The 24,249-nt window shown below is 31.2% G+C and carries 19 protein-coding genes; 10 read left to right on the plus strand and 9 right to left on the minus strand.

Features of this window, described 5'->3' with window-relative positions; translation table 11 throughout:
- Positions 1-1,374: 1,374 nt before the first annotated feature.
- Positions 1,375-1,944 carry a Uma2 family endonuclease gene (locus tag ACE193_RS08820; protein WP_375562626.1) on the minus strand — a complete coding sequence of 190 codons (570 nt, stop codon included), beginning with the start codon at positions 1,942-1,944 and terminating at the stop codon, positions 1,375-1,377.
- Between the two features lie 53 nt (positions 1,945-1,997).
- Here ACE193_RS08820 and ACE193_RS08825 point away from each other — a divergent pair, with 53 nt between their 5' ends.
- Positions 1,998-3,527, plus strand: coding sequence for a hypothetical protein (locus tag ACE193_RS08825; RefSeq protein ID WP_375562627.1), 1,530 nt, complete (start codon positions 1,998-2,000; stop codon positions 3,525-3,527).
- Between the two features lie 87 nt (positions 3,528-3,614).
- On the opposite strand, the gene aspS is transcribed toward ACE193_RS08825, so the two are convergent.
- Positions 3,615-5,384, minus strand: coding sequence for an aspartate--tRNA ligase (aspS, locus tag ACE193_RS08830; RefSeq protein WP_375562628.1), 1,770 nt, complete (start codon positions 5,382-5,384; stop codon positions 3,615-3,617).
- Positions 5,385-5,505: 121 nt separating this feature from the next.
- Positions 5,506-5,919, minus strand: a complete 414-nt coding sequence (locus ACE193_RS08835) for a hypothetical protein (RefSeq protein WP_375562629.1) — start codon at positions 5,917-5,919, stop codon at positions 5,506-5,508.
- A gap of 84 nt (positions 5,920-6,003) precedes the next feature.
- Between ACE193_RS08835 and ACE193_RS08840 the strand changes: the two genes are divergently transcribed.
- Together ACE193_RS08840 and prfA are read left to right on the plus strand one after the other, a co-directional pair.
- Positions 6,004-6,351 carry a hypothetical protein gene (locus tag ACE193_RS08840; RefSeq protein WP_375562630.1) on the plus strand — a complete coding sequence of 116 codons (348 nt, stop codon included), beginning with the start codon at positions 6,004-6,006 and terminating at the stop codon, positions 6,349-6,351.
- A gap of 176 nt (positions 6,352-6,527) precedes the next feature.
- Positions 6,528-7,604, plus strand: coding sequence for a peptide chain release factor 1 (gene prfA, locus ACE193_RS08845; protein ID WP_375562631.1), 1,077 nt, complete (start codon positions 6,528-6,530; stop codon positions 7,602-7,604).
- Between the two features lie 267 nt (positions 7,605-7,871).
- On the opposite strand, the gene ACE193_RS08850 is transcribed toward prfA, so the two are convergent.
- Positions 7,872-9,548: a polyamine aminopropyltransferase gene (locus ACE193_RS08850; protein ID WP_375562632.1), complete on the minus strand. Its 1,677-nt coding sequence runs from the start codon at positions 9,546-9,548 to the stop codon at positions 7,872-7,874.
- 311 nt (positions 9,549-9,859) lie between these two features.
- On the opposite strand from ACE193_RS08850, the gene trpB reads away from it, so the two are divergent.
- The gene (gene trpB, locus ACE193_RS08855; protein WP_375562633.1) at positions 9,860-11,119 is read left to right on the plus strand and encodes a tryptophan synthase subunit beta; all 1,260 of its coding nucleotides are present in this window, start codon (positions 9,860-9,862) and stop codon (positions 11,117-11,119) included.
- Positions 11,120-11,231: 112 nt separating this feature from the next.
- Complete coding sequence (locus ACE193_RS08860) at positions 11,232-11,753, plus strand: hypothetical protein (protein WP_375562634.1); 522 nt, start codon at positions 11,232-11,234, stop codon at positions 11,751-11,753.
- On the opposite strand, the gene ACE193_RS08865 is transcribed toward ACE193_RS08860, so the two are convergent.
- The 3 genes from ACE193_RS08865 to ACE193_RS08875 all read right to left on the minus strand — a co-directional run bounded on the left by ACE193_RS08865 (position 11,687) and on the right by ACE193_RS08875 (position 14,669).
- Entirely contained in the window at positions 11,687-12,769 is a 1,083-nt protein-coding gene (locus ACE193_RS08865; protein ID WP_375558860.1) for a transposase, read from the minus strand. The genes ACE193_RS08860 and ACE193_RS08865 overlap by 67 nt on opposite strands.
- A gap of 239 nt (positions 12,770-13,008) precedes the next feature.
- Entirely contained in the window at positions 13,009-13,800 is a 792-nt protein-coding gene (locus ACE193_RS08870; protein WP_375562635.1) for a hypothetical protein, read from the minus strand.
- 29 nt (positions 13,801-13,829) lie between these two features.
- Positions 13,830-14,669, minus strand: a complete 840-nt coding sequence (locus ACE193_RS08875) for a DUF3050 domain-containing protein (protein ID WP_375562636.1) — start codon at positions 14,667-14,669, stop codon at positions 13,830-13,832.
- A gap of 263 nt (positions 14,670-14,932) precedes the next feature.
- On the opposite strand from ACE193_RS08875, the gene ACE193_RS08880 reads away from it, so the two are divergent.
- Positions 14,933-16,345 carry a VWA domain-containing protein gene (locus ACE193_RS08880; protein WP_375562637.1) on the plus strand — a complete coding sequence of 471 codons (1,413 nt, stop codon included), beginning with the start codon at positions 14,933-14,935 and terminating at the stop codon, positions 16,343-16,345.
- 129 nt (positions 16,346-16,474) lie between these two features.
- Complete coding sequence (locus tag ACE193_RS08885) at positions 16,475-18,649, plus strand: ATP-binding protein (protein ID WP_375562638.1); 2,175 nt, start codon at positions 16,475-16,477, stop codon at positions 18,647-18,649.
- Positions 18,650-18,706: 57 nt separating this feature from the next.
- On the opposite strand, the gene ACE193_RS08890 is transcribed toward ACE193_RS08885, so the two are convergent.
- Positions 18,707-19,921 carry a saccharopine dehydrogenase family protein gene (locus tag ACE193_RS08890; RefSeq protein WP_375562639.1) on the minus strand — a complete coding sequence of 405 codons (1,215 nt, stop codon included), beginning with the start codon at positions 19,919-19,921 and terminating at the stop codon, positions 18,707-18,709.
- Between the two features lie 329 nt (positions 19,922-20,250).
- Here ACE193_RS08890 and ACE193_RS08895 point away from each other — a divergent pair, with 329 nt between their 5' ends.
- On the plus strand, positions 20,251-21,012 hold the full coding sequence (locus tag ACE193_RS08895; RefSeq protein WP_375562640.1) for an RDD family protein: 762 nt from the start codon (positions 20,251-20,253) through the stop codon (positions 21,010-21,012).
- A gap of 62 nt (positions 21,013-21,074) precedes the next feature.
- On the opposite strand, the gene ACE193_RS08900 is transcribed toward ACE193_RS08895, so the two are convergent.
- Positions 21,075-21,887 (minus strand): IS5 family transposase, encoded by an 813-nt coding sequence (locus tag ACE193_RS08900; protein WP_375560620.1) that lies wholly within the window; start codon positions 21,885-21,887, stop codon positions 21,075-21,077.
- A gap of 348 nt (positions 21,888-22,235) precedes the next feature.
- On the opposite strand from ACE193_RS08900, the gene ACE193_RS08905 reads away from it, so the two are divergent.
- The gene (locus tag ACE193_RS08905) at positions 22,236-23,117 is read left to right on the plus strand and encodes a class I SAM-dependent methyltransferase (protein ID WP_375562641.1); all 882 of its coding nucleotides are present in this window, start codon (positions 22,236-22,238) and stop codon (positions 23,115-23,117) included.
- 6 nt (positions 23,118-23,123) lie between these two features.
- Entirely contained in the window at positions 23,124-24,035 is a 912-nt protein-coding gene (locus ACE193_RS08910) for a cyclic nucleotide-binding domain-containing protein (RefSeq protein ID WP_375562642.1), read from the plus strand.
- Positions 24,036-24,249: the final 214 nt, after the last annotated feature.

Raw genomic sequence — 24,249 nt, forward strand, 5'->3', positions numbered from 1 at the left:
TTATTCTTTTTGATTATTAATTCCGTATTACTTTTGTTTTTAAGAATTGACAGAAAGTTTTTTTTATGATAATTAATTTATATTACTATAAATTAATTGATACTTAAATTTTTCCTGTTTTGTTCATAACCTGCATGTCAAGGAACTTGTTACTATATGTAAAACAATAAATTGAGTTACTTTAGTAGTTGTGAATTATGACTTCGTTTGTCAAATTCAAATTAATTTTTCGTTACATTTTGATTAACTTTTTAATCTTTTTGTTTCCAAAAGGTCTTACAAAGATACGAGCTTTTTTTCTTAACTTCCAAATTAAATTTCAATTATTTTTGAATTAATTTTTTGGTCATTTTAGAAAAGATTAAAACGTCTATAAATTGTTTTGACTAGCTCTTTTCTGTAAGAGAATGCAAAGGTAAAACTTAATTTTTAAACCACCAAACTTTATTTCTAAAATTTTGAAAGTTTTTTTCGTTTTAAAACCATTTGCGAAATACATTTTCAAATCCTAAAAGAGTCAATCACTCTTTTTTTTTTGGAAGCACAAAGGTAGAAACTTTTACTTTAAAAACAAACTAAATTTAATAATTTATTTTATCTTTATTTCTATCTTTTTAACTTATCATTTTAATAACTTTTTCTTTCAGCGTTTCTGAAAGGGAATGCAAAGGTAAAACTTAATTTTCAAGCTACCAAATTTTATTTCAAATTAATTGAGAAAAATATTGAAAGTTTTTTTTTAGTTTTCAAAACCTTTACTTGAAACGAAAGCTAAAACATTCGCTTTTTTTGGAAGTACAAAGGTAAAAACTTTTATTTCAAATACAAACTAAATTTAATAATTTATTTTATCTTTTATTTTTGTTTCTATCTTTTTACTTATCATTTTAATAACTTTTTCTTTCAGCGTTTCTGAAAGGGAATGCAAAGGTAAAACTTAATTTTCAAACTACCAAATTTTATTTCTAAAACTTTCAAAGTTTATTTTCGTTTCGTTTTGCTTGATTTACAAAGACTAAAGTCTTTGGTACAAGTTTCTCACTCTAAAGAGTAAGCTACATTTCCCTCGTTTGGGATTGCAAAGGTAAGAGCTTTTTTTATTCCTGCAAACTATTTCTATAAAAAAATTAGACTTTTTTGAACTTTTTTAAAATCTATTTTGTTGTAGGAAATCTTACCACAAAACAACTTACTGATTATCAATAAATTATAGGTTGTTCTACATAAATAATCAGATTGATATTTATTCTATAAATTATTTAGTTCTGTATAATGACGAATCCAAATTTTACTCACACTAACTAATTACTATGGAATGAAATTATAGTTTATGATTTACTATGAGAGTGTATTTTTGCAGCTCATCCTTTAGGATTACATCTCATAAATATCCTTCACACTCACTTCACAACCCAAAATCTCCAAAATAGCATCGATATTGAGCATTTCTTCTGTATATTTTGTTTCACTTTCCAAAGTACGAACATAGACAGCAGGTTCTTTTGTATCAAGGCTACTTTCTATCATAATATACTTTTCAAGAGATTTTATTTTTTTGTAACATTCAAATTTATCTGCTTTGTCATAGTTACTTGTAAAAGCAGAAAGCACTTCTATAATAATTTTGGGTTCTTTCAAAGAATATGCGCCATAAAGCATTTTCTCCTTTTCTATTTCCCCACAATAAATATGAATATCAGGATATAAAAATGCCTTTTCGCAGTCTGGTGTGTGAAGTTTCATATCTCCAGTTACTAATCTACATCCTTTTTTCTTCAAACAAGAACGCAACAATTCAACTAAATTTAAGATAATGGTTTGATGTTCAAGAGTTGTTCCTGCCATTGCACGAATTTCTCCATTCAAATACTCTATTTTTTCATCTGTATTTGCATCAATCATCATATATTCCTCTACACTTATTTTTCTTTTTGAGATTCCCATTTTGTTTTATTTTTTTATAACTTACTACAAGATAATCAAAATAATAGAAAAATATGCACTCTTCTCCAACTCAAATTTTACTGGATAACCTTTTAGAACGATTAAACTATTATCGTACTGAGGAAGCTATTACTTTTTATGCTCCCTACAAATTTGATTTGAAACAAAGAATCAAGCAACTAGAAAAGCATATTTTAAAATTAAGAACAAATATTACAGAAAACCCAAATGAAAATATAGAAGTAGAAGAATTACAGAGTTTGTATAGTTTGATGTCAAAAGAGAGTTTTAGCCAAGAGTTTATTGAAAGATCAAAAAATGTAATTAGCAACAGTACGATTAATGTAGGAGGGAATTTTCATATTGGAGATATAATACACAGTACAAAAACCAAAGGTTTATCAATTTTGCTTTTTGTAGTATTTGTTACTGTTATTGGATTTTGGCAAAAAGAGGAAATAAAAATAGCTTTAGGATTTGATAAGTTTTTTGTAGAAGACGACCAAGATTTCAAGATTATTATTCTTCCCTTCAATGAGATTTGTAAAGACAACGGGAAAAATTACGATGCAGGTTTTGTGATTAAAGAACGTCTAAATGGAATTATTCAAAAAGATAGCCTAAAAGTAAAAACACACTATTGGGAAAATATTGACTTAGAAAATTTTAACGACCAAAAAGCTGATGAGTTACGAAAATATCACAATGCTGATATGATTCTTTACGGAACATATCAAACAGGCTCTTGTTCGGCAGAAGGCGACCAAATTTGTTTGAATTACTTAACTGACGAAAAATGGAAACTAGGAAAAACAGGCTATGATTTAGATAAACTCAACTACAAACAAGGAGGTTTAGATGCTCTCAAAAAAGGAAAAATATCAGAGAAAGTAGAAAGTATAGCTGTTTTTGTTTCTGTTTTAGCTCAAATGAAAAACATAGACCATTCTAAATATTTAGCGAAACTTAGAGAGGTTTTAGAAGAACATTCTACAGATAAAAGTACACAAACCTACGTTTATGAAGAAATAGCAAAGTTGTTATTAGAAGATAAAAAAATCGATGAAGCTCTTATAAATTATCAAAAGGCATCGCTTGGCTTTAAAAGTAACAAGAAAATCTTTGAATATGTTGAAATATTAGGTATGATAGGAGAGATTTTTTTGCATAAAAAACAGATTGATAGTGCTAATTTTTATCACGATAAAGGCAAAAAGCTTCTATGGAGATTCTTGAGACTTTACAAGAATAGAACTGAAAAATTATCTGAGTTGGAAGGACAGGCTTTACATTTGAGAGCTAAGAATTTTTTACTTATTTCGGATATAATGAAAGCAGTAAATCAGACAAAAGAGTTAAACTTTTTTTCTAACCTTATTCAACAAAAGACTTATCAACTTGACTCTCAAAATATAAAAGAGCCAGAAAAAATGGACACTACCTACTATTTCGTAACAAGATATGACAACACTCAAAACTATTATAACAAACTATCAACTATGATTAATGAATTTCTTTGTGATAAAACACATGAGGAAATGTATTGTGAGCCTGATAAGTTAATTGACCCTGAAATGTATTAAAACTATGATTTTTTTATAAAAAAACTGTTCAATAATAAAAATTATCAAACAGTCTTTCATTAACCACTAATAACTAACAGTTAATCACTATTTGGCTTTCAAATCAACTTTAATTTCCAATTCATCAAGTTGTTTTTTATCAATCGGAGCTGGTGCATCTATCATCAAATCTTTTCCTGCATTGTTTTTAGGGAAAGCAATAAAATCACGAATACTCTGCTCGCCACCAAATAAAGCACAAAGACGGTCAAAACCTAGTGCAATTCCACCGTGAGGAGGCGCACCATATTCGAAAGCGTCCATTAGGAAACCAAATTGAGCTTTTGCTTCTTCATCTGAAAAACCTAAAAACGACAACATTTTCTCCTGTAAAGCTCTATCGTAAATACGAATAGAACCTCCACCAATTTCAACACCATTCAAAACCAAATCATACGCATCTGCACGAACATCAGCAGGATTTGTATTTAATTTTTCTAAGTCTTCTTTTTTAGGAGAAGTAAAAGGGTGGTGCATCGCAAACCAACGATTTTCTTCTTCTCCCCATTCTAATAAAGGAAAATCAAGCACCCAAAGAGGTTTGTAATCGTCTGCTTTACGAAGTCCTAATTGATTGCCCATTTCTAAGCGCAATTCGCTCATGGCTTTTCTAGTTTTGTCTGCATTTCCTGCCAAAACCAAAATCAAATCGCCTGCTTTTGCATCAAACAGCTCAGCCCATTTCTTCAAATCTTCTTCATTAAAAAATTTATCTACTGATGATTTGAGCGTTCCGTCAGTATTTACTTTCAAATAAATAAGTCCTGTTGCACCGATTTGAGGTTTTTTGACAAAATTAGTAAGTGCGTCTAGTTGCTTACGAGAATAATCTGCACAACCTGTTGCATTTATTCCTACAACTAATTCTGCATCATCAAAAACTTTAAAATCTTTTCCTTTTGTAACTTCATTCATTTCCTTAAACTTCATTTCGAAACGAATATCTGGTTTGTCGTTGCCGTAGGTTTTCATCGCTTCATCATACGTCATTCTAGGAAAATCATTTTCTATATTGATTCCTTTGAGTTCTTTGAAAAGATATTTTAAAAGTCCTTCAAAATTATTTAGAATATCTTCTTGAGAAACAAACGACATTTCACAGTCAATTTGAGTAAACTCTGGCTGACGGTCGGCTCTCAAATCTTCATCTCTAAAACAACGAACAATTTGGAAATATTTATCATATCCAGCCACCATCAAAATCTGCTTGAATGTTTGTGGACTTTGTGGCAAAGCATAAAACTCTCCAGGATGCATACGACTAGGAACTACAAAATCTCGTGCGCCTTCAGGAGTAGATTTTATCAAAAATGGCGTTTCAATTTCCATAAAATCTTTTCCGTCCAAATATCTACGCATTGCTTGTGCCATTTTGTGGCGAAGCATCATATTATTCTGCAATTTTGGACGACGTAAATCCAAATAACGGTACTTCATACGCAGCTCATCTCCTCCATCTGTTTCGTCTTCTACCAAAAAAGGAGGCGTTTTAGATTCATTCAGAATCTCAAGGCTTGTAACTTTTAATTCTACTTCTCCTGTCGGAATATCTAAGTTTTTCGAAGTACGTTCAATCAGTTTTCCTGTTGCTTTGATGACACACTCTCTACCCATTTTTTCTCTAACGAGTTCTAAAAGTTTTGGGTCTGTACTGTCTTCTTCTAAAAAAAGCTGCGTAATTCCGTATCTATCACGAAGGTCAATCCAAAGGAGTTTTCCTTTATCACGAATACGACGTACCCAACCACAAAGGATTATTTCTTCATTTTTTTCTACGTCCGAAAGGCGAAGCTCTCCACAAGTATGCGTTCTTAACATAAATCTATTTTTAAAGGCTTTTAATTTTATATCTTTTTTTACGTACCTTTAAAAGGCACGATATATTCTCACACACTAAAGAGTGTGTTACACTTAATACTGCAAAGGTAAAGTTTTTTTATTACTTCATGTATTTTTTAATCTCTGTTTCGTAATCTGTGGTATTTATTTTAATAGGTTCATCAGTTCCATTAAATAAGATAACTTGCCAAGCATTTTGAGATAAATCCAATTCAAAAATTTCATTTTTATTTGTTTGGAATTTTATATCTCCTTCTCCTACTGTATCTAAAACAGGAATTTGTAAGGAATCTAAATGTTTTCTAGCCAAACCTAAGTAATACATATTGTCATCTAGTACTATGCTATATACTTTCTCATCAGCTTTTTGCAAACTATCTATTACCTTTTGTGTAGGCATAATAAAAATAGCATAGGGTTTATTAATAACTTCATCTTGGGAAGTGTTCTGTTCTGAAATACAAGAAGAAACAAAAAGATTAATAAGAAATAGAATAAAAATCACTTTGTTCATATAAATTAAATATTATTAGTATTTTTGCTTAAATTTAGAAAAATAAATATATAAAATTTTAGCAATATTTTTCGAAATAAAAAAATGAATTTACCTTCTTACAAAGATATTAAAAAACTAGATTTTTGGGTACCTCCTCAACCTTGTAGTTTGATGTTGATTCTATATGATAAAGAGGACAAAGAAATAAAAGTTGATATGCTTCCTACCGACGAAGGTCTAGAAGTATTTAATGAAGAAGAATATACACCACCTCCACACCCAGAAGTACCTAGAAGACTTTATATCAATGAAGAATTGGTTGAATCTAATCCTTCATTAGAAAAAGAAGTTGTCAATATTTTATCAAATCTAATAAAAGATAATCGTTTAGGACACCCAGAAGGGCTTACTGTTATAATGGCTCAAGAAATGATTGATTATTTTAGGTAATAAAATACTCAAATTATTATTGTATATTTGTACTCTATTTTCAAAAATAATTTGCAATTTAGTAAATGAATTTTTGGTAAAAAACATTTTTAGGTTGTAAATTCTTTATAATCTAGTAGAATTACATTTTTAATTAGCTTCGCTGCTTTGGCAGGTCATAATTTTTTTAAATCAATATGGTAGATAAATTAGAAGAAATCAAAAAACGCTTTCATGCTGTTCGTGAGGAAATGATGAATCCTGACTTGATGAGCGACATGGAAAATTATGCAAAATTGAGCAAGGAATACAAAGACTTAGAAAAAATTGATTTGAAATATGAAGAGTATAAAAAAATACTAAGTAATATTGAAGGAGCAAAATCTGTTTTGAGAGAAGAAAAAGATGAAGATTTTAGAGAAATGGCAAAACAGGAGCTTGAAGAATTAGAGCCAAAACAAGAAAAAATAGAAAACGAAATCAAAACGCTACTTATTCCAAAAGACCCAGATGATGACAAAAATGCAATTCTTGAAATCCGTGCAGGCGCAGGAGGTGATGAAGCTGGTATTTTTGCAGGCGATTTGTATAGAATGTATCAGCGTTTTGCAGAGGTTCAGAAATGGACGTGGGATATTATCTCATTTAGTGAAGCTACAGCAGGTGGTTATAAAGAAATTATCGTTTCAGTTACAGGAAATGAAGCCTACGGAAAACTTAAATACGAATCAGGTGTACATCGTGTACAGCGTGTTCCAGATACAGAAAGTCAAGGACGTGTTCATACTTCGGCTGCATCAGTTGCTGTTTTGCCAGAAACAGATGCCGTAGAAATCAACCTTGATATGGGTGATGTCAAAAAAGATACATTTAGAGCATCAGGAGCAGGTGGACAGCATGTAAATAAGACAGAATCAGCTATTCGTTTGACTCACCTTCCATCAGGATTAGTAGTTGAATGTCAAGATGGACGTTCGCAGCTTCAAAACTTTGAACAGGCTTTGAAAGTATTGAAAGCTCGTTTGTATGATATGGAATTACAGAAAAAGAATGATGAAACTTCAGAAGTTCGTCGTTCGATGGTAGGACGTGGCGACCGTTCAGATAAAATCAGAACTTACAACTACTCACAAGGACGTGTTACCGACCATAGAATAAACTTTAGTGTCTTTAATTTGCCGAATGTAATGGATGGAGATATTGGTTCGTTTATCGAAGAGCTAAAACTTGCCGAAAATGCAGAGCGTTTGGCTGCTGCTGCTAGTGGAGAGTAAAAATTCAATTACGGATTACGGATTACGGATTACGGATTACGGAATTTGAAATAAAAACTTTGTCAGTAGTTTTTTGGTAATCCAAAATAACTCTGACAATAGTTGAACAAAAACTTTGGCTTATGAAACTATTGACAGCCTTGTGAAAAGACTGTCAAAGTTTAAAAACAAGAATACAGTAAAAGGCAAGCCTTTTCCCTACAAATTATTTGTGCTTTTGTTTGCAATTACTTCTTATTTCTGACTTCATACTTCAAAACTTTATTTCTATTCCCAACGCTTCCAACTCTGCTCATAATATTGAATCAAAATTTGATTATCTAAACGATTTACTTTTACAGAATCTCCTTCGCCAGTTTCATCAATATCTATATCATAAAACATATCTTTATCAAAAACGAATAGTTTAGGCAATACCTCTGGAGCTAAATATTTCAAATCTAATTGTCGTTTCTCTAGTTTTCTGGTAATCTCTTTATAAATTTTGTCTAGCTGCTTTTGAGAAGGAAGTCCAATAGCTGTACTATCATTTTGATTAAATTTTGGATTATTTATTCCCATACTAAATCCCCACATTCCAAACGCTGGAACATAGACATTTACAGGAAGTGCTGAAGGAAAAGCTTCTTGCATTGTTTTTTGAATACACCAAAATGGTTTTGGAGCAAAATAAGGGGAAGTAGATTGAGTAATCAAAACACCATCTCTTGAAAGAATTTTCTTAGCCAAACGATAAAATTCTATTGAATACAATTTTCCCAAAGAAGCCTCGTGAGGGTCTGGCAAGTCTACAATAATGAGAGAATACTGTTTTGTTGATTCTTCTACAAATTTAAACGCATCTACATTATGAATTTTTACTTTTGGATTGGCTAATGAATTTTGATTTACTTCTCTAAAAATACGATTGTGCTTTGCTAAGTTTGTAATCGCTTTGTCTAAATCTACCAAATCAATACTTTCAATTTCATCGTACTTTAAAAGTTCACGAACTGCCAAACCATCGCCACCTCCCAAAATCAAAACATTTTCTAAATGTCCAGTCAGAAGAGCAGGAACATGAACCAAAGTTTCGTGATAACGGTATTCATCAAGCGTCGAAAACTGTAAATTTCCATTGATAAAAAGTTGTGTATTTTTCTTGTATTTGGTTACTACGATACGTTGATAAGGAGTTTGGTCAGAATAAATAATTTCATCTTGATACATCATTTGCTCAAAAAAATCACTTATTTGAAACGAATAAATAAAACCAATAAGCAAGACAGCCATCGAAATTCCAGAAAAAGCGAGTTTTGCAGCAGCTTGTTTTAGTTCTTTTCTAAAAACCCACGCATTAAAAATGGCAATTAAAAGGTTTATTATTCCAATAAAAAAAGCTGTTCGCATCAGACCTAAATAAGGCAAAAGCAAAATTGGAAAAGCAACAGAAGCCACCAAAGAACCCAAATAATCAAAAGCCAAAACATTTGAAATAGTATCTTTCAGATTATTATGTTCTTTCAAAAGACGTGTAACAATCGGAATTTCTAAACCTACAAACGCTCCCAAAAAAACAATAATAACAAGAGCAACAGCATAATAATTGTCTAAAACGGTATAACTAAAGTATAAAATCAGCGTAGAACAACCTCCAACAAGCCCAAGAATAGTTTCGATAACGACAAACCAATCCAATAAATTTCGATAGACATACCTACTCAAAAATGAACCTAAACCCATTGCAGAAAGGAAAAGACCAATCGTAATCGAAAAGTGAAGAATACTACTTCCCAAAAAATAAGTCGAAATACTACTTATCAAAAGTTCATACAAAATTCCACAAACAGCAATTATAAAGATAGATGAAAGCAAAATCGGAACTTGTGCAGAGCGTTTTTTTTCTTTGTCAGAACTATTCGGAGTTTGAGAAGCAGGAGGCGTAAAAGAAGTCGTTTTTTCCACTATGAGTATATAATTAGTTTTCTTTATTTGAAGACACGAAATTACAATTTATTCTTTTGTGATAGCTTATTTTCAATCAAAACTTTAGAAATTTAGATGTTTAAACAGCCTCCTTACTTTGCATTTCAAAATTATTTATATTAATTCTTTCAAAACATAAATTACTAACAGATTGCTTAGAGAGGAAACAAAAGTAAAAAATAGTTCTTAAATTTAGGTCAAAATTATAAAATCCATAAAGAAGATTATTCGGACAATGTGGGAAACAATTTATTTTAAACCTATCTCTTTCTCCCTCAACATATATTATAATGATAAATCAAGAAGAAACTATTGTAAAAAATACAGCTAAAGAAAATATACTAAAAACGGTTTTACGTTCCAAAATAGCAGATGAGCGAGGGTATTATGGACAATTTGGAGGTGCATACATTCCAGAAATGTTATATCCAAATATTGAAGAAATCGAAAAAGCCTATTATGCTTTACAAAATGATGAAGAATTTAGAAAAGAATTTCGTCATTTATTAAAAGATTATGTGGGAAGACCTACACCTCTTTATCTTGCCAACCGTTTGTCTGAAAAATATGGTGCAAAAATCTATTTAAAACGTGAAGACCTAAATCATACAGGCGCACATAAAGTAAATAATACGGTTGGACAGGTTCTTTTAGCCAAAAAATTAGGTAAAAATAAAATCGTAGCCGAAACAGGTGCAGGACAGCACGGAGTAGCAACAGCAACAGTTTGTGCTTTGATGGGAATGGAATGTATCATTTTTATGGGCGAAATAGACATCGAAAGACAGCAACCCAATGTACAAAGAATGAAAATGCTTGGTGCAGAAGTTCGTCCAGCCCTTTCGGGTAGCAAAACTTTAAAAGATGCGACAAATGAAGCGATGCGTTATTGGATAAATAATCCAGTTGATACACATTATATTATTGGTTCTGTGGTAGGTCCTCACCCTTATCCAGAAATGGTGGCTTGGTTTCAATCTGTGATTAGTGAAGAAATGCGTAATCAACTTACAGAAAAAGAAGGCACACCAAATCCAGATTACGTAATTGCTTGTGTAGGTGGTGGAAGTAATGCAGCAGGCGCATTTTATCATTATATTGATGAAAAAGTGGTTCAACTTATCGGAGCAGAAGCAGCAGGAATGGGAATTTCTAGTGGAGAAACGGCTGCAACAATAGCTTGTGGAACATTAGGAGTTTTGCATGGAAGCAAAACACTTTTGATGCAGACCACAGACGGACAAGTAGTTGAGCCATATTCAATTTCGGCAGGCTTAGATTACCCCGGTATTGGAGCTTTGCACGCACATTTAGCAGATAGTAAACGAGCAAAATTTTATTCTGTTACGGATGATGAAGCAATGCGAGCAGGAAAAGAATTGGCTCTTTTAGAAGGAATTATTCCAGCCATAGAATCAGCTCACGCTTTAGCTGTTTTGAATAATCTAAAAGAAGATGATACAGATTTTGATAAAAAAGTGGTCATTATCAACCTTTCTGGAAGAGGAGATAAAGATTTGAGTACGTATGCGAAGTATTTAGATAAATAAAAATGTTATTTCTTCTTAGAGCTAAACCCTAATTTTCTGTCCTATAAAGCAGGTTATTAGGGTTTTTATATTTAATTTTAAATCTCAAAATTCACTTTAAAATCTCAAAATTATGCTAAAAGAAAAACTCACTTTACAAGAATATTTATCACTTGGTTATATTTATTTGATACTTTTGGGAATCATTAGTGATGTAATTTACTTTAGATTCTTAGGTGTAGATATTCTCAATTATTCAGATATTCTTTTGAGTCCTGTAAATATTCTCACTCAAAGTTGGTTATTATCTTTTATATTCATTGGTATAATTATATTTGCTTATTTCTATATTACAAAGTTTTTACCAAAATTCCATCAAAAATACAGACTAAAAAAGTGGTATAACTTAACTGGTAATGTAGAAAAATCAGATAGAATGATAAGCTCAACAAAAGAGAATAAAGGAATACCTTTTATTTTATTTTGTGTATTCTGTATGTTTATAGGACTAGGAGTCGGACGTGGAAATAAAATAAGTAAAAGAATAAAAATACAAAATTTTGAAGAAAATTATAAAATAACGGTTCTTTATGAATTCGGTTGCAAATACACTTTATCACTAAAAATAAATCGTATCATTTTCTTGAAATTATGAGTGTATCTAAATCCTCTAGCTACTCTTTTAATTACCTGTATAGTTGAATTAATTCCCTCTAAAATACCATTTGTTAGTTTAGAAGAAAAGTAATTTATAATACCTTCAAAATGACGATATATTGTCTTTGTGAATGGATTTTTGGGTTTTATTTCTTCTGCAAAATCAGCCATAAACAGTAATTGTGCTTTGGCTTCTTCTATTGATTTGTTCTCGTAAAAACTTTCAAGTTTTTCCATACTAAGTACTAGACTATCATAAATTGGTGTTTTCTTTAACTTTTCTAAGTGTTTGTATAATAACTTAATTACATGCCATTTATCAAAAGTAAGAGCTGCATTTGGAAAATATTCATTGGCTGCACTAATGAAAGCAGGAGACATATCAATAGAAATCTCCTTTACTGTATTAGGATTAGGATGGTGTAGAGCTAATTGCTCAAAAGTAGCCCCTGATTTCCCATCTTCTATTGCAATTATTTTTGAAGTTTCCATATCTATAAAAGAAGTGATATAATCATGTCCTTTTTTAGTAGAAGTTTCATCTGCTCCTATTTTTCTAACTGCTCCTAGAGGTGGATTTTCATTTAAGTCTTGCGTATAATAGTGATAAATGTGTTCCACTCGCTGTGTATAAATACCTAGTTGTTTAGCTACTTTTTGAAAACAATGATATATTTTTAGTAAATCCATTACTTTTTGCTCATAAAGTAGAGTAAAACGAGAAAACTCTCTAGAAAAATCTACTTTAAGTTGAGAAGTTTCTTTAGTAATTTTGTTTTGATAAATAGGTAGTTTACAATGAATAAAACAGCGATATTCAAAAATATTTAAATGCTCCCACTCTCTATCTTTATAGCTATGAATACGCCAGTCTTCAAAAGCAGAAGGACGGTAAGTAGAACAAACTTCAACATAAACATGAACCTTTTTGGCTAATTCATCTTTATCAATTTGACGAATATGAAAAGGAGCGACAATATGTAATAATTCATCAAAAACAATTACACTATCCATAAAAATGATATTTGTAATAAAGAGAAAATAAATGCTAATTTAAACATTTGCAACTAAAATCATAAAGAACCAAAATAACTTTCTCAAATGATTTTGTAAAAGAAGTTTATGTAGTAGGACAGAATAGTTCTTATTTATTCTACATTTTAGAAGGAGAAAAGGAAGTTTCTATTACGTCCATCAATCCAAATATAAAAGCTATTCAGAAAATAGTGAAAGAAAAAGAATAAATTTATTTACTACTCTTTTGAAACATATCCTTCTATGTTTTTGTGTTCGAAAACTTCCACACTTGTAGAGTCTTTCACTTTTGTAGTGATTATCAAATCATAGTATTCTTTATCACTTTTTTCAAACTCTATATCTGTATCTATTATAACAATTTTTTCTTTCTCACTCTCTGGGTAATAGCCCGAATTATCATGATAAGTTCTGATAGTTTTCAGTTTTTTCATCCAATATAAGTCATAAATAGTAGTCCAAGAATCATCAGTACCCATATGAGTAAAACCAGAGTGAAATAAAATAGCATACTTATTTTCTCCTATTTTTTTTAATTTCATAGGATGAATTCCTCCCCAATTTCCATGTACACCATAAAATTTCTCAAAAAGAACAGATTCCCATTTTTTTAGTTTTTCATCATATTTGAAAGTAGCAACTGAAATATTAGGAGCGCAAGAGTGACAATTAATTACTTTATTATTTTCGTACACATAAGTTGCAAAGATAACAACAGCTTTTTTTGTATCTCCTTCTTGATAAAAAAACACTGTATCTAACCCAGTATAAGCAAAATCATCATCAAAATTTACAACCTGTTTGTTTTCATAAAAATTAGGTTTCCATTTGACTTCATTTTTTTGGTGTTGATTCGTAATTTCTATTCCATCAAAAAGCAGCATCAAAATTTCATTTTTTTGATTTAAAAACTGTTCTTTTTCTGTTTTAGAAATTAATGAATCAAAATTTTGAGCAAAAACAGAAAACGAAAACAAGAAAAACGAAAATACCAAAACGTATTTTTTCATAAGAAATTTAACTAATCACTACCAATTTATCACTTATCACTACTTGTAATTTCAGCCAGTATTCCATCCCACAAATCAATTCTTTTTTGAAGAGCAAGTTTACTAATTTCTATGGCATCTTTCCATTTTGTTTCGTCATCTCCACAAAGTTCTTTTATCATTTGGATAGACATGTGAGAATGGTGGTCGCCATCAAGTTCGATATGACGGTCAAAATAATAAACTAGCTTTTTGATACTTTCAGCATCTTTGTCAGAGTTTTTAGACGAGTTTTTCATGTCTCTTAGGATAGAAGTAAACATATCAGGAATTAAATCTTCTCTTCCAAACGTAAATACAACAGCTATTTTATGCGCTTTTTTAGTTTCAATGACATCAAAAGAAAATGAAACAAATTCTTTGATAGAAGTTGCAATATCAATCTGAGAAAGAGCTGTTCTGACACTTTTCCACTCCTTCAAAAGTTGTATCAAATACGTAATTTTGGAAATATCAGCTTTACAGTCATTCATTGCCTCAATGTAGAGTTCGAAATGACTTTTTGCATTTCCTTCTTCATCTTGGTCAGTTTCTTCTGCCAAAACAATTTCATTGATTAAACGACGAGTAAGAGGATTTCCCTTCGGAATCCAAGGCACTTGAACACAGGTAAGTTCGTTTTGAAGTGATTTAAGAAGTGACATAAAATCCCAAACAGCAAAAACATGATGCTCTAAAAAAATCTTTAAATCTTCTACTGAACTTATTTTTTTATATACTTTATGATGCAAAAGTTGCTGACGTAAAGGCTCTATTTCTGTTCTTAGTTTTTGAATATGTGCGTTTTGTTTTTCTTCTAGTATTTGAATGTCTGTTTTTGAGCTAGTCATTATGTTTTTATGAACGAGGTAAAAAAATTGTGTGTTATTAGATGTAAACTGTTTTTGAAATAGGATGTTATTTTACAGAAAGCTATTAAAATAGAAATTCTATTTTTTGGAAAGATGTTTGAAACTTTATTTTTTTAACATTTAATTTTTATCTTAGGCTAAAGTCTAAAATATATTTTTCTCTAAGCTACATTTTTCTTACTACAAAATTAAAAAAACTAGCTCACTTTTACCCTAACTCTCTTCCAATTATCGATATAACTATGAAACTAAACCTACGATTTCCATTTATTTTGCTCTTAATTAGTGTTTTTTCACTCTCTTTTTTACCTTCTTCGTCTTTTGCTCAGAAAAAACAAGTTCCTCAAACTACTCGCCTTTTGTTTGTCTTAGATGCTAGTGGAAGTATGAATTCGGCTTGGGAAGGCGACACACGCATTAATATTGCTCGTCAGATTTTATCCAATATGATAGATTCGATTGCTAATGTACCTTATGTGGAAGTTGCGATGCGTGTTTATGGTCATCAATTCAATTTCAAACAAAAAAACTGTCAAGATTCTAAATTAGAAGTGGCCTTTGGTTCAAGAAATAATAATCAAATTCGCTCTATGCTTGACGGTTTGCAGCCAAAAGGAACAACACCAATCGCTTATTCATTAGAACAAGCTACAAAAGATTTTCCAAACGATGGAAAAGATACAAGAAATGTAATTGTAATGATAACCGACGGAATAGAAGCCTGTGATGGTGATCCTTGTGCAATTTCAAGAGGATTACAAGAAAAAGGAATATTTTTGAAGCCTTTTATTGTAGGAATGGGAATTGAGCCGAAATACGCAAAGGGTTTTGAATGTATGGGACGTTTTTTTAATGCAAAATCTTCAAAACAGTTTAAAGGCTTTTTGCAAGAAGTAGTCAAACAAACATTAGGAAAAACAACTGTAACAGTCGAACTTTTAGATGAGAAAAAACAACCCAAAGAAGCTAATGTTCACATGGCATTCATTGACCAAGTAACCAAAAAAGCTCGTTATAACCTTGTTCATTTTAGAGATAAAGGAGGAAAAACAGATGAACTAGATATTGATGCCATTCCTACTTATGATTTGATTGTTTATACTACACCACCCATCGTACAAAAAAATGTAGAAATTATTGGAGGAAGACACAATGTAATCAAGGTAATGACACCTCAAGGAAAATTAAATATTGAACAAAAAGGTTCATTAGATTATTCGACAGGACATAGTGCCATTGTTCAGAAAACAGGAAGTAGTGAAATATTGGTCAATCAACAAGTCAATGAACCTCATAATTATCTGATTGGTAATTACAGAGTAGAAGTCTTGACACGCCCAACAACTATTTTTGATAATGTACAAATTAATCAAGGCAGAACAACCACTTTAAAAGTAAAAACACCAGGGGTAGTTACCATTTTGAATAAACTTTCAGGATATGGAAGTATTTATGTTGTCAATCAAGATGGAAGTGAAGAATGGGTAATGAACTTACCAGAAAAAGGAATTCCACGTACTAATTTTGCACTTCAACCAGGTCGTTATCGTTTTGTTTTTCGCTCTTCGGAAGCCAATGATAGTTCGTATTCAAAAAGCACATTTTTTACGCTTAGTGAAGGAGGTGCTTATACCTTAGATATTCTTAGATTATAATTTTTTTATAAAAAAACTTAGGTTTTTATTTTTGTAAAAGCCTAAGCTATTTTTTTAATTACTAACTTGTGGAGTTCAATTATTTTATTTATAATTTTCACTGACTCATACTATATTATTAGGCTTGCTATGAAAAAATGGCTTTTATTGCTATTTTTTGGAACAACTCTGATTCCTCTCTCATTTGCCCAACTAAATAAAGTGGATGAAGAGTGGAATAATACAGAGTTGATTTTTCTTTCTTCAACAGAAAATATACAACCTTATGAAAACCTTGTTACTTTATTAAGCAAAGGCACAAATGATTTGAATCAAAAAAGACTCAACTCTCTACAACAAAAAATTACAGATACAACTCAAACGACAATCAAAATACATTTCCATTGGTTAGAAGGTTACTTTTTTGAAGGTATTGGAAAACGAGGACTTGCATTAGAGCGTAACTTGAGAGCTTATAAAATAGCTAAAGACAATAATTTACTTCGTGAAAGAGCTTTTTCTGCTAAATTTTTGGCTGGTAATTATATTCATTTGGGATTAGAAGAACAGGCTATTATTTATGCATTAGATGCTTCACAAATTTTTACTAAAATAGATGATAAATTTAATAAAGTAATCTTACTGTATAAGATTGGGGATATTTATTATCAAGTTGAAAATTATCCAGAAGCTATCAAAAACTATAATTATGGATATAATTATGCCGTAAAAAATGGCTTTTTGTGGGAACAACGTTATACAGCAAATAATTTGGGAGTAGCTTATAGACAACTTGGAAAACTAGATTCTTCACTCTACTATTATAGAATAGCAAAACAAATTGCGACACAAATGCAGGATACAACAGCCCTTGCATTAGCAACTGGAAATATTGGAGAAATTCTCTACAAAAAGAAAAATTATGGACAAGCAATTTATTTATTAGAAGAAGATGTTCGATTGAGTAATCAATACAAAAACTGGGGTAGTGCTGCAAATGCTCTTGTTCTTTTAGGTAAAATTTATAGAGAAAAAAAAGACATTTCAAATTCTAGTATTTATTTGGATAGTGCTTACAGTATTGCTTCCAAACATAAATTAAACAAAACAATAGCCTCTATATATGAGGAACGAGCTAGATTATTTACAGAAATAGATAGTTTTCAGAGAGCTTTATATTTAGAACGTGCTGCAAAATTGATTCGTGATTCACTCAACCACCGTGAAATTGCTATTAATCTAGCAGCTATACAATCAGCATTTGAAAATGGGCAAGCATTTGCACAAGTCAAAGTTTTAGAAAAAGAAAATGAAAATAAACAAATCATAATTTTAGCAATTACGATTGGTCTTTTTGCTGCTATATTTTTCTTAAGTATTTTATTTTATCAAAATCAACAAAAAAAGCAACTCAATAAAAAACTAGTAGAAAAAAATAATGAAACAGTCCAACAAAACACCCAACTCATCACCCAAAAAGAAAAAATTGCAACTCTTAATTTAAAGCTCAATGATAAAGTAGAAAAACGAACAAAAGAACTTGAAATAAGTGTAAAAAGTGTCGCAGAAGCAAGACATGAATTAGATACTTTTATGTATAGAGCTTCACATGATTTGCGTGCGCCTTTAGTACGCTTAGAAGGCTTGAGTAATCTTTTGAAAATGTCTATGAATGGACTTGAAAATGATAGTAATATGCAGGTTATTTACGAAGTTCATACCTACATAGAATTATTTGATGCAACACTCAAACAAATGGATACGATGCTTCGAAGACTCATGCAACTTCATGATTTGGTAGAAGAAGAACTATCTTTTACAGAAATTGATAACTTACAATTATTTTTAGAAGAAGCCAAAACAGCAGCTTATGATTATGCTTCGAATGGAATATCTATCAAAGTCAAAATAGAAAGTCATAGCCAACTTATTACTGATAAAACATGGTTGAAACTGATTATTATTAATTTATTACGAAACTCTCTTATTTATCATAATATTAATGAAAAGCCCATAGTAGAACTTTTTATTAAAGTAGAAAAAGAACAGGTTTTGATAGAAGTTAGTGATAATGGAGAGGGAATTCCTACCGAACTTTTAGGTTCTATTTTTAATATGTTTGTGCGCTCTTCAGAGCGTTCGATAGGAAGTGGTTTAGGACTATATTTAGTCAAAAAAGCTGTAAATAAATTAGAAGGAAGTATTTTTTGCACCTCTATTCCTTTTCAAAAAACTACTTTTTCGGTTTATATTCCCAATCAAGATGCTGTCAGTTCGAATGCAATAAAGGGAAATGATATACATGATACTTTTGTTTTTGCTTAAAAAAAATAGGTTCAAACATTACTGCTTGAACCCATTTTTCAAATCTAAAGTTAGAAATTAATCATTAAATTCTACAAACTCATTTGACTTTTCGTGCCACTCTAAACCGTATTTGTTCAAATCTTCCATAAAAGGGTCAGGATTAAACTCTTCCACATTATAAACACCAGCTTTCATCCATTTTCCTTCCAACATCATTTTTGCACCTATCATCGCAGGTACGCCAGTTGTATAAGAAACAGCTTGTGCGCCAATTTCTTTGTAGGTTTTGGCGTGGTCGCAGTTATTATGAATGAAGAAATAAGCAGGTTTTCCATCTTTTTTCCCTCTAATATGACAACCAATAGAAGTTTGTCCTTCATAATTTTCTCCCAAAGAAGACGGCTCAGGCAAAACAGCTTTCAAAAACTGAAGAGGAACAATTTTCTGTCCTTGATATTCTACTTCATCAATTCTGGTCATTCCTACATTTTCCAATACTCTCAAATGCGTAATATATTCATCTGAAAAAGTCATCCAAAATCTAGCTCGTTTTAGTGAAGGGAAATTTTTCGTTAGTGATTCTAACTCTTCATGATACAACATAAATGATTTTTTAGGTCCTACTTCTGGATAATTAATCATTCTATTTACTTCCAAAGGCTCAGTTTCTTTCCAATCGCCATTTTCCCAATATTTTCCACGTTGAGTAATCTCACGAATATTGATTTCAGGATTAAAGTTAGTTGCAAATGCTTTTCCATGACTTCCTGCATTACAATCTACAATATCCAAAAATTCCATTCCATCTTTATCAAAATGATATTTGGCTGCATGTGCCGTAAATACTCCTGTAACACCAGGGTCAAAACCACAACCCAAAAGAGCCATAATTCCAGCGTCTTCGAATCGTTTTTTGTATGCCCATTGCCAGCTATATTCAAATTTAGCTACATCTTTTGGTTCGTAATTGGCAGTATCCAAATAATGCGTTTTTGTTTCCAAACATGCGTCCATAATTGGCAAATCTTGATACGGAAGAGCTACATTAATTACTAATTTTGGTTCAAATTTTTTGATAAGAGCAACCAGTTCTTGAACATTATCAGCATCTACTTTGGCAGTCTGAATATCTCTTCCTGTAAGTTCTTTTACTTCTTTTGCAGCAGCTTCTACTTTTGGAAGTGTACGACTAGCGAGCATAATTTCTGAAAAAACATCAGGCAACATTGCACACTTTTTGACAACCACATTACCAACTCCACCAGCACCAATAATTAATACTTTACTCATAATAATTTCTTTTTAAGATTTGAATTTGTGTTTTGAATCTCCTTTGAGAATAATAATTCAAAGATATTAAATAAATTTTGAAGTAATAAAATTAGAGTAGGGAAAATGGCTTGCCTTTTCCTTGTTAAGTAGGTGTAAAAGTTCTTTTTTTTCAGAATTTAGATTTTATAAGAATCTGAAAAGACCTTTTTAGAGATAATTTTAGTAAATTAGAATAACAAATTAAGATTTTAGATTTTAGAAGTTAAAATATACAACACAAACTGAAACTCTAACGTATTACTTATAATAAGCCTTACATACTAGCATTTCCCAAAGATTTATAAATCATGCATATTCATCAACTAGACCCACAACGACACGAAAAATTTCTTACTCAAGCACGTATTGACCCAATTACAGGCGATACTTTGGAGGCTGGCGACAAAATTGTGCTTTGTGCTGAATGTAAATCGGCTTTTCATACAGATAGTTGGTCGTATTTGGGAAATCGCCATTGTAATCAAACACGTACTCTTCCTGCCATTCCTCAAACCACTTCATTAGGACACTTTAAAAAGCGTTCGGCTGAATATTATAGCCGAGTAAACTCTAATTTTAAGATTAATGAAACACTACAAAACTTAAATGTAGTAAGTGCAGGACATCGTTTGGGAAGTGTTTTGATAGATTTGGCTTTGGTTTGGCTGATTCAGTTTGCACTTTCTTATACCCTTTCTCCTTTGCTTTGGACATACTTTTTATTGAGAGATTTTTCTTATAAAGGACGTTCATTGAGTTTAGGAAAAAATTTGATGAATATTGAAGTCGTAGAAGAAAGAGATGAAAACAGACTAAGTTGGTGGCAATCCGTTTTGAGAAATGCACCTATCGGAATTCCTAGATTAGCAGGTGTTTTTGGTGCGTATGCCTATAATTTTAGTTATAGTTTTGGTAACTCCTTTAATGTAGCTAATAATTTAGTTTCTGCGATTTTCACAATTATTCTAATTATTGATATTATTCTTCTTTTTGGAAACAACAAACGAATTATGGATAGAGCAATGGATTTGAAGAGTATTTTTAGGATTAGAAATAGAGAGAATAATTAAAATTAGAAAATACTTTTGTGCAAACTGACAAACTATTTTATGAAGGCATTTACAAATAAATCTTAATTATTTTTAATAAGTATTAAAGCAAATGCAATATAGTGAAAACTCTTCCAGTTTTGTACAGTTTTTTCGTAGCGTACTAAAAGTGTTTTAAATCCGTCTAACCAAGCATTAGTACGTTCTACAACAAAGCGATCTTGATACAACTTATCGTCCATAATGTACTCACTAACAGACAGTTTGCTACCTCTAGGATTATGTTTAACATTGGGAATAACTTCATAGTCTTCACATATTTGACGGAAACCTTTACAATCAAATCCTGCATCAGCATTTAAGAAAAGTGCATTCGTCTCAATTTTAGAACGCTCTAAATCAGCAAACATCTCTCTCATATTTTTTTCAATTTTATAGCTGTCATGGTGGTTTCCTTCCATAATTTGACTCATAGCCACAGGGATTCCTTTGCTATCTGTAAAAAAAAGTGCATTACTTGTTTTAGCTTTTTTACGTTTTTGATATCCTACTTTTTCACCTCCGTTATGGACACGAGTATGGCTACCATCTACTTGCATACTAGAAAGGGCTAGTTTGGATTTATTTTTAGTTAATAGAGCTGTCCAAAGTTTTTTCCAAGCTCCTATTTTTGACCATTTATTGAAGTGGTTAAATACTGCACTAGGAGAAATATCAATGTTAAAAAACTGTTGTACAGGAAGTTCTGACCACTGAGTGCCTGTTTTTAATTTATGGATAATAGCTTTTACGTAACGCCAAAGTTCTGCTTTCAGTTTCCGACCTCGCTTAGGTACAGGAAGATAAACTACTAAGTTTGTTTCGATAAATTCTTTGGTTAGATTGGTGATTGTCATAGTCGTAGTTGTTGATAGTAAATGAAAAATAGATAATTTTATTTATAACAACACTACGGCTTTTTAATAACTATTTAGATTTGTTCACACTTATTTGTAAATGCCTTCTATATGTATTCGGCTTGTAGCTGTGGTTTTCGTATTTAGTATTTTAGTTATGCTTTTTTTGATTCTGACTTTAAAATATTAGATTTGTGCTAATTTAGAAATCCAAATACACGGTAGGGATGCCGAATACATATTGTTCACTCGCAGAGTCAAGCGAGGGCAATCTTGCGAGCGACAGCAGGGGGTAAATATTTATAATACATTTTTGTAAACAAACCATACAGAAATAAAATTTGTTATATGAAAGAAGATAAAGCTAGTTCCACTGCTTACACAGTATTGCAAGGTCAACTTTTGAGTGCAATAAACCCAGCATACAAAGGATTAGTATCAGAAGAGACAGTAATTGTGGGTAAACAAATTTTGAATGCATCTGCTGAGGGTCGAAAACGTTTGAAACAACTAAATAGCAAAGTAACAAGATTTTTTGCTCCATTAGTTGAAAAGATATTAATGCCAGGTATAACTTTGCATTACGTTTTACGCAAACAATTTATTGAAGATGCTACATGTGAAGGAATAAAAAATGGTGCTACCCAAGTTGTAAACCTTGGAGCAGGTTTTGACACATTAGCATGGCGTTTACATAAAAAACACCCAGAAGTAAATTTTATAGAAATTGACCATCCAGCAACAAACAAACAAAAAGCAAAAGCTCTTTTTGATAAATCTCCTACTAACTTGCATTTGCTTCCTGTAGATTTAAGTCAAGAGGATACAGGTAAAACACTGAAAAACTTTCCATCTTTCGACTCAAATCGTAAAACTATTTTTATTTGTGAAGGTGTATTAATGTATCTGACCGAGTCGGAAGTAGTTAGTTTATTTAATACATTAAAAAATGTAACAAACCAACCAATAAACTTTATTTTTACTTGCGTTGAACCAATTGATAGCCCGAATAATAATGTTGGCGTTCTACTTCGCATCTATCTTAAATTTAAGTCGGAACCATTAAAATGGTTGTTAGAACAAAAAAATATGAAAGCCTTTTTGGATAAACAAAATTATGAAATCAATGATATTGCTGCAACAAATCAGTTGAAAAAACGTTACCTAAAAAACATCAAACATGGGGAGCTACATCATGGTGAATATCTAGTTTTCGCAGTATCAAAATAAAAGAAAATGCCTGTTCAAATCACATTAACAAATGACCCTGTACATATAGATAGTTTACTAAAAATACGACATAAAGTATTTAGTGAAGAAGAAAGTTTATTTAATCCTACACCAGATGGAAGAGTGATTGATAGGTTTGATGCATATAACACAACAAGCAATTTGGTTGTTTTAAAAGGAAATGAGGTTGTTGGTGGTTTGCGCCTTAATACGGACTCCCAAATGGGTCTTCCAGCCGATGACTATTATAATTTTCGTTCTCACTTGCCAGAAAAATATACATTGCTAAGTTGCAGTATGTTTTGTGTCACAGAGCCCTACAGAAATCAACATATTGCATTAAGTTTAATATTGATGGCTACTTATTTTGGTGCATCTCGTAATGTAAGCCATGTTATTGCACCTATAAATCCACCAATAGCAAAACTACTAACCCGAATTGGTTTTAAAGCTTTAACAGAAGAAACATTAAAAACTCCAAGTGGACTTGAGTTTTTACCCGTAATTCTAGATGTAAAAAATTTAACGGATTTTTTCTATAGCTTCGCTGAAAATAATCGACTCTATAATTTTCTTAAATCTTATACTTGTTTTTTTTACAAAAAAGGCGAATATATAATTCGAGCTGGAGAATTGGGGTATTCTGCTTTTGTGATTATTGAGGGTGAAGCAGAAGTAATAAATCCTGATACTGGTGAAATACTTGCTGTTGTTACACAAGGAGAAGTAGTTGGCGAATTAGCATTACTTACTGATGATGTCAGAACTGCTGATGTGGTCGCAAAAAATGATTTGCGTATTATGTCAATGGCAAAAACTGAATTTATTGAACATCTGACAAAAAATCCTGAGCATGCAATGCAAATGCTAAAAAGTATCGGAAATCGGATGAAAAAGACATTGAATAAAGGTCGTTAATGATTTTTTTGAACTCCACCTGTTCGTAACTGCCACCCTAAAATGTATTTAAGCATCACTCTTTGTATTTCATACTAACACAAGCGTGACACTTTTAGTTTTTATAGTTCTTAGTGTGATGCTAAGAACAGAAATAGCTACATAAAACCATAAAAAAATCCATTCCCCATCAAAAAAGATAGAAAGTGGATTTTTTTATTATAGAAGTTTGTAG

The organism is Bernardetia aquimarina, from assembly GCF_042180575.1.
Lineage (GTDB): Bacteria > Bacteroidota > Bacteroidia > Cytophagales > Bernardetiaceae > Bernardetia.

Coding starts and splice junctions, on each gene's coding strand:
- ACE193_RS08885 (WP_375562638.1), top strand. CDS start 16,475: ATGAAAAAATGGCTTTTATTGCTATTTTTTGGAACAACTCTGATTCCT.
- ACE193_RS08880 (WP_375562637.1), top strand. CDS start 14,933: ATGAAACTAAACCTACGATTTCCATTTATTTTGCTCTTAATTAGTGTT.
- ACE193_RS08910 (WP_375562642.1), top strand. CDS start 23,124: ATGCCTGTTCAAATCACATTAACAAATGACCCTGTACATATAGATAGT.
- ACE193_RS08890 (WP_375562639.1), bottom strand. CDS start 19,921: ATGAGTAAAGTATTAATTATTGGTGCTGGTGGAGTTGGTAATGTGGTT.
- ACE193_RS08875 (WP_375562636.1), bottom strand. CDS start 14,669: ATGACTAGCTCAAAAACAGACATTCAAATACTAGAAGAAAAACAAAAC.
- ACE193_RS08870 (WP_375562635.1), bottom strand. CDS start 13,800: ATGAAAAAATACGTTTTGGTATTTTCGTTTTTCTTGTTTTCGTTTTCT.
- ACE193_RS08820 (WP_375562626.1), bottom strand. CDS start 1,944: ATGGGAATCTCAAAAAGAAAAATAAGTGTAGAGGAATATATGATGATT.
- ACE193_RS08905 (WP_375562641.1), top strand. CDS start 22,236: ATGAAAGAAGATAAAGCTAGTTCCACTGCTTACACAGTATTGCAAGGT.
- trpB (WP_375562633.1), top strand. CDS start 9,860: ATGATAAATCAAGAAGAAACTATTGTAAAAAATACAGCTAAAGAAAAT.
- ACE193_RS08865 (WP_375558860.1), bottom strand. CDS start 12,769: ATGGATAGTGTAATTGTTTTTGATGAATTATTACATATTGTCGCTCCT.
- aspS (WP_375562628.1), bottom strand. CDS start 5,384: ATGTTAAGAACGCATACTTGTGGAGAGCTTCGCCTTTCGGACGTAGAA.
- ACE193_RS08900 (WP_375560620.1), bottom strand. CDS start 21,887: ATGACAATCACCAATCTAACCAAAGAATTTATCGAAACAAACTTAGTA.
- prfA (WP_375562631.1), top strand. CDS start 6,528: ATGGTAGATAAATTAGAAGAAATCAAAAAACGCTTTCATGCTGTTCGT.
- ACE193_RS08860 (WP_375562634.1), top strand. CDS start 11,232: ATGCTAAAAGAAAAACTCACTTTACAAGAATATTTATCACTTGGTTAT.
- ACE193_RS08840 (WP_375562630.1), top strand. CDS start 6,004: ATGAATTTACCTTCTTACAAAGATATTAAAAAACTAGATTTTTGGGTA.
- ACE193_RS08825 (WP_375562627.1), top strand. CDS start 1,998: ATGCACTCTTCTCCAACTCAAATTTTACTGGATAACCTTTTAGAACGA.
- ACE193_RS08895 (WP_375562640.1), top strand. CDS start 20,251: ATGCATATTCATCAACTAGACCCACAACGACACGAAAAATTTCTTACT.
- ACE193_RS08835 (WP_375562629.1), bottom strand. CDS start 5,919: ATGAACAAAGTGATTTTTATTCTATTTCTTATTAATCTTTTTGTTTCT.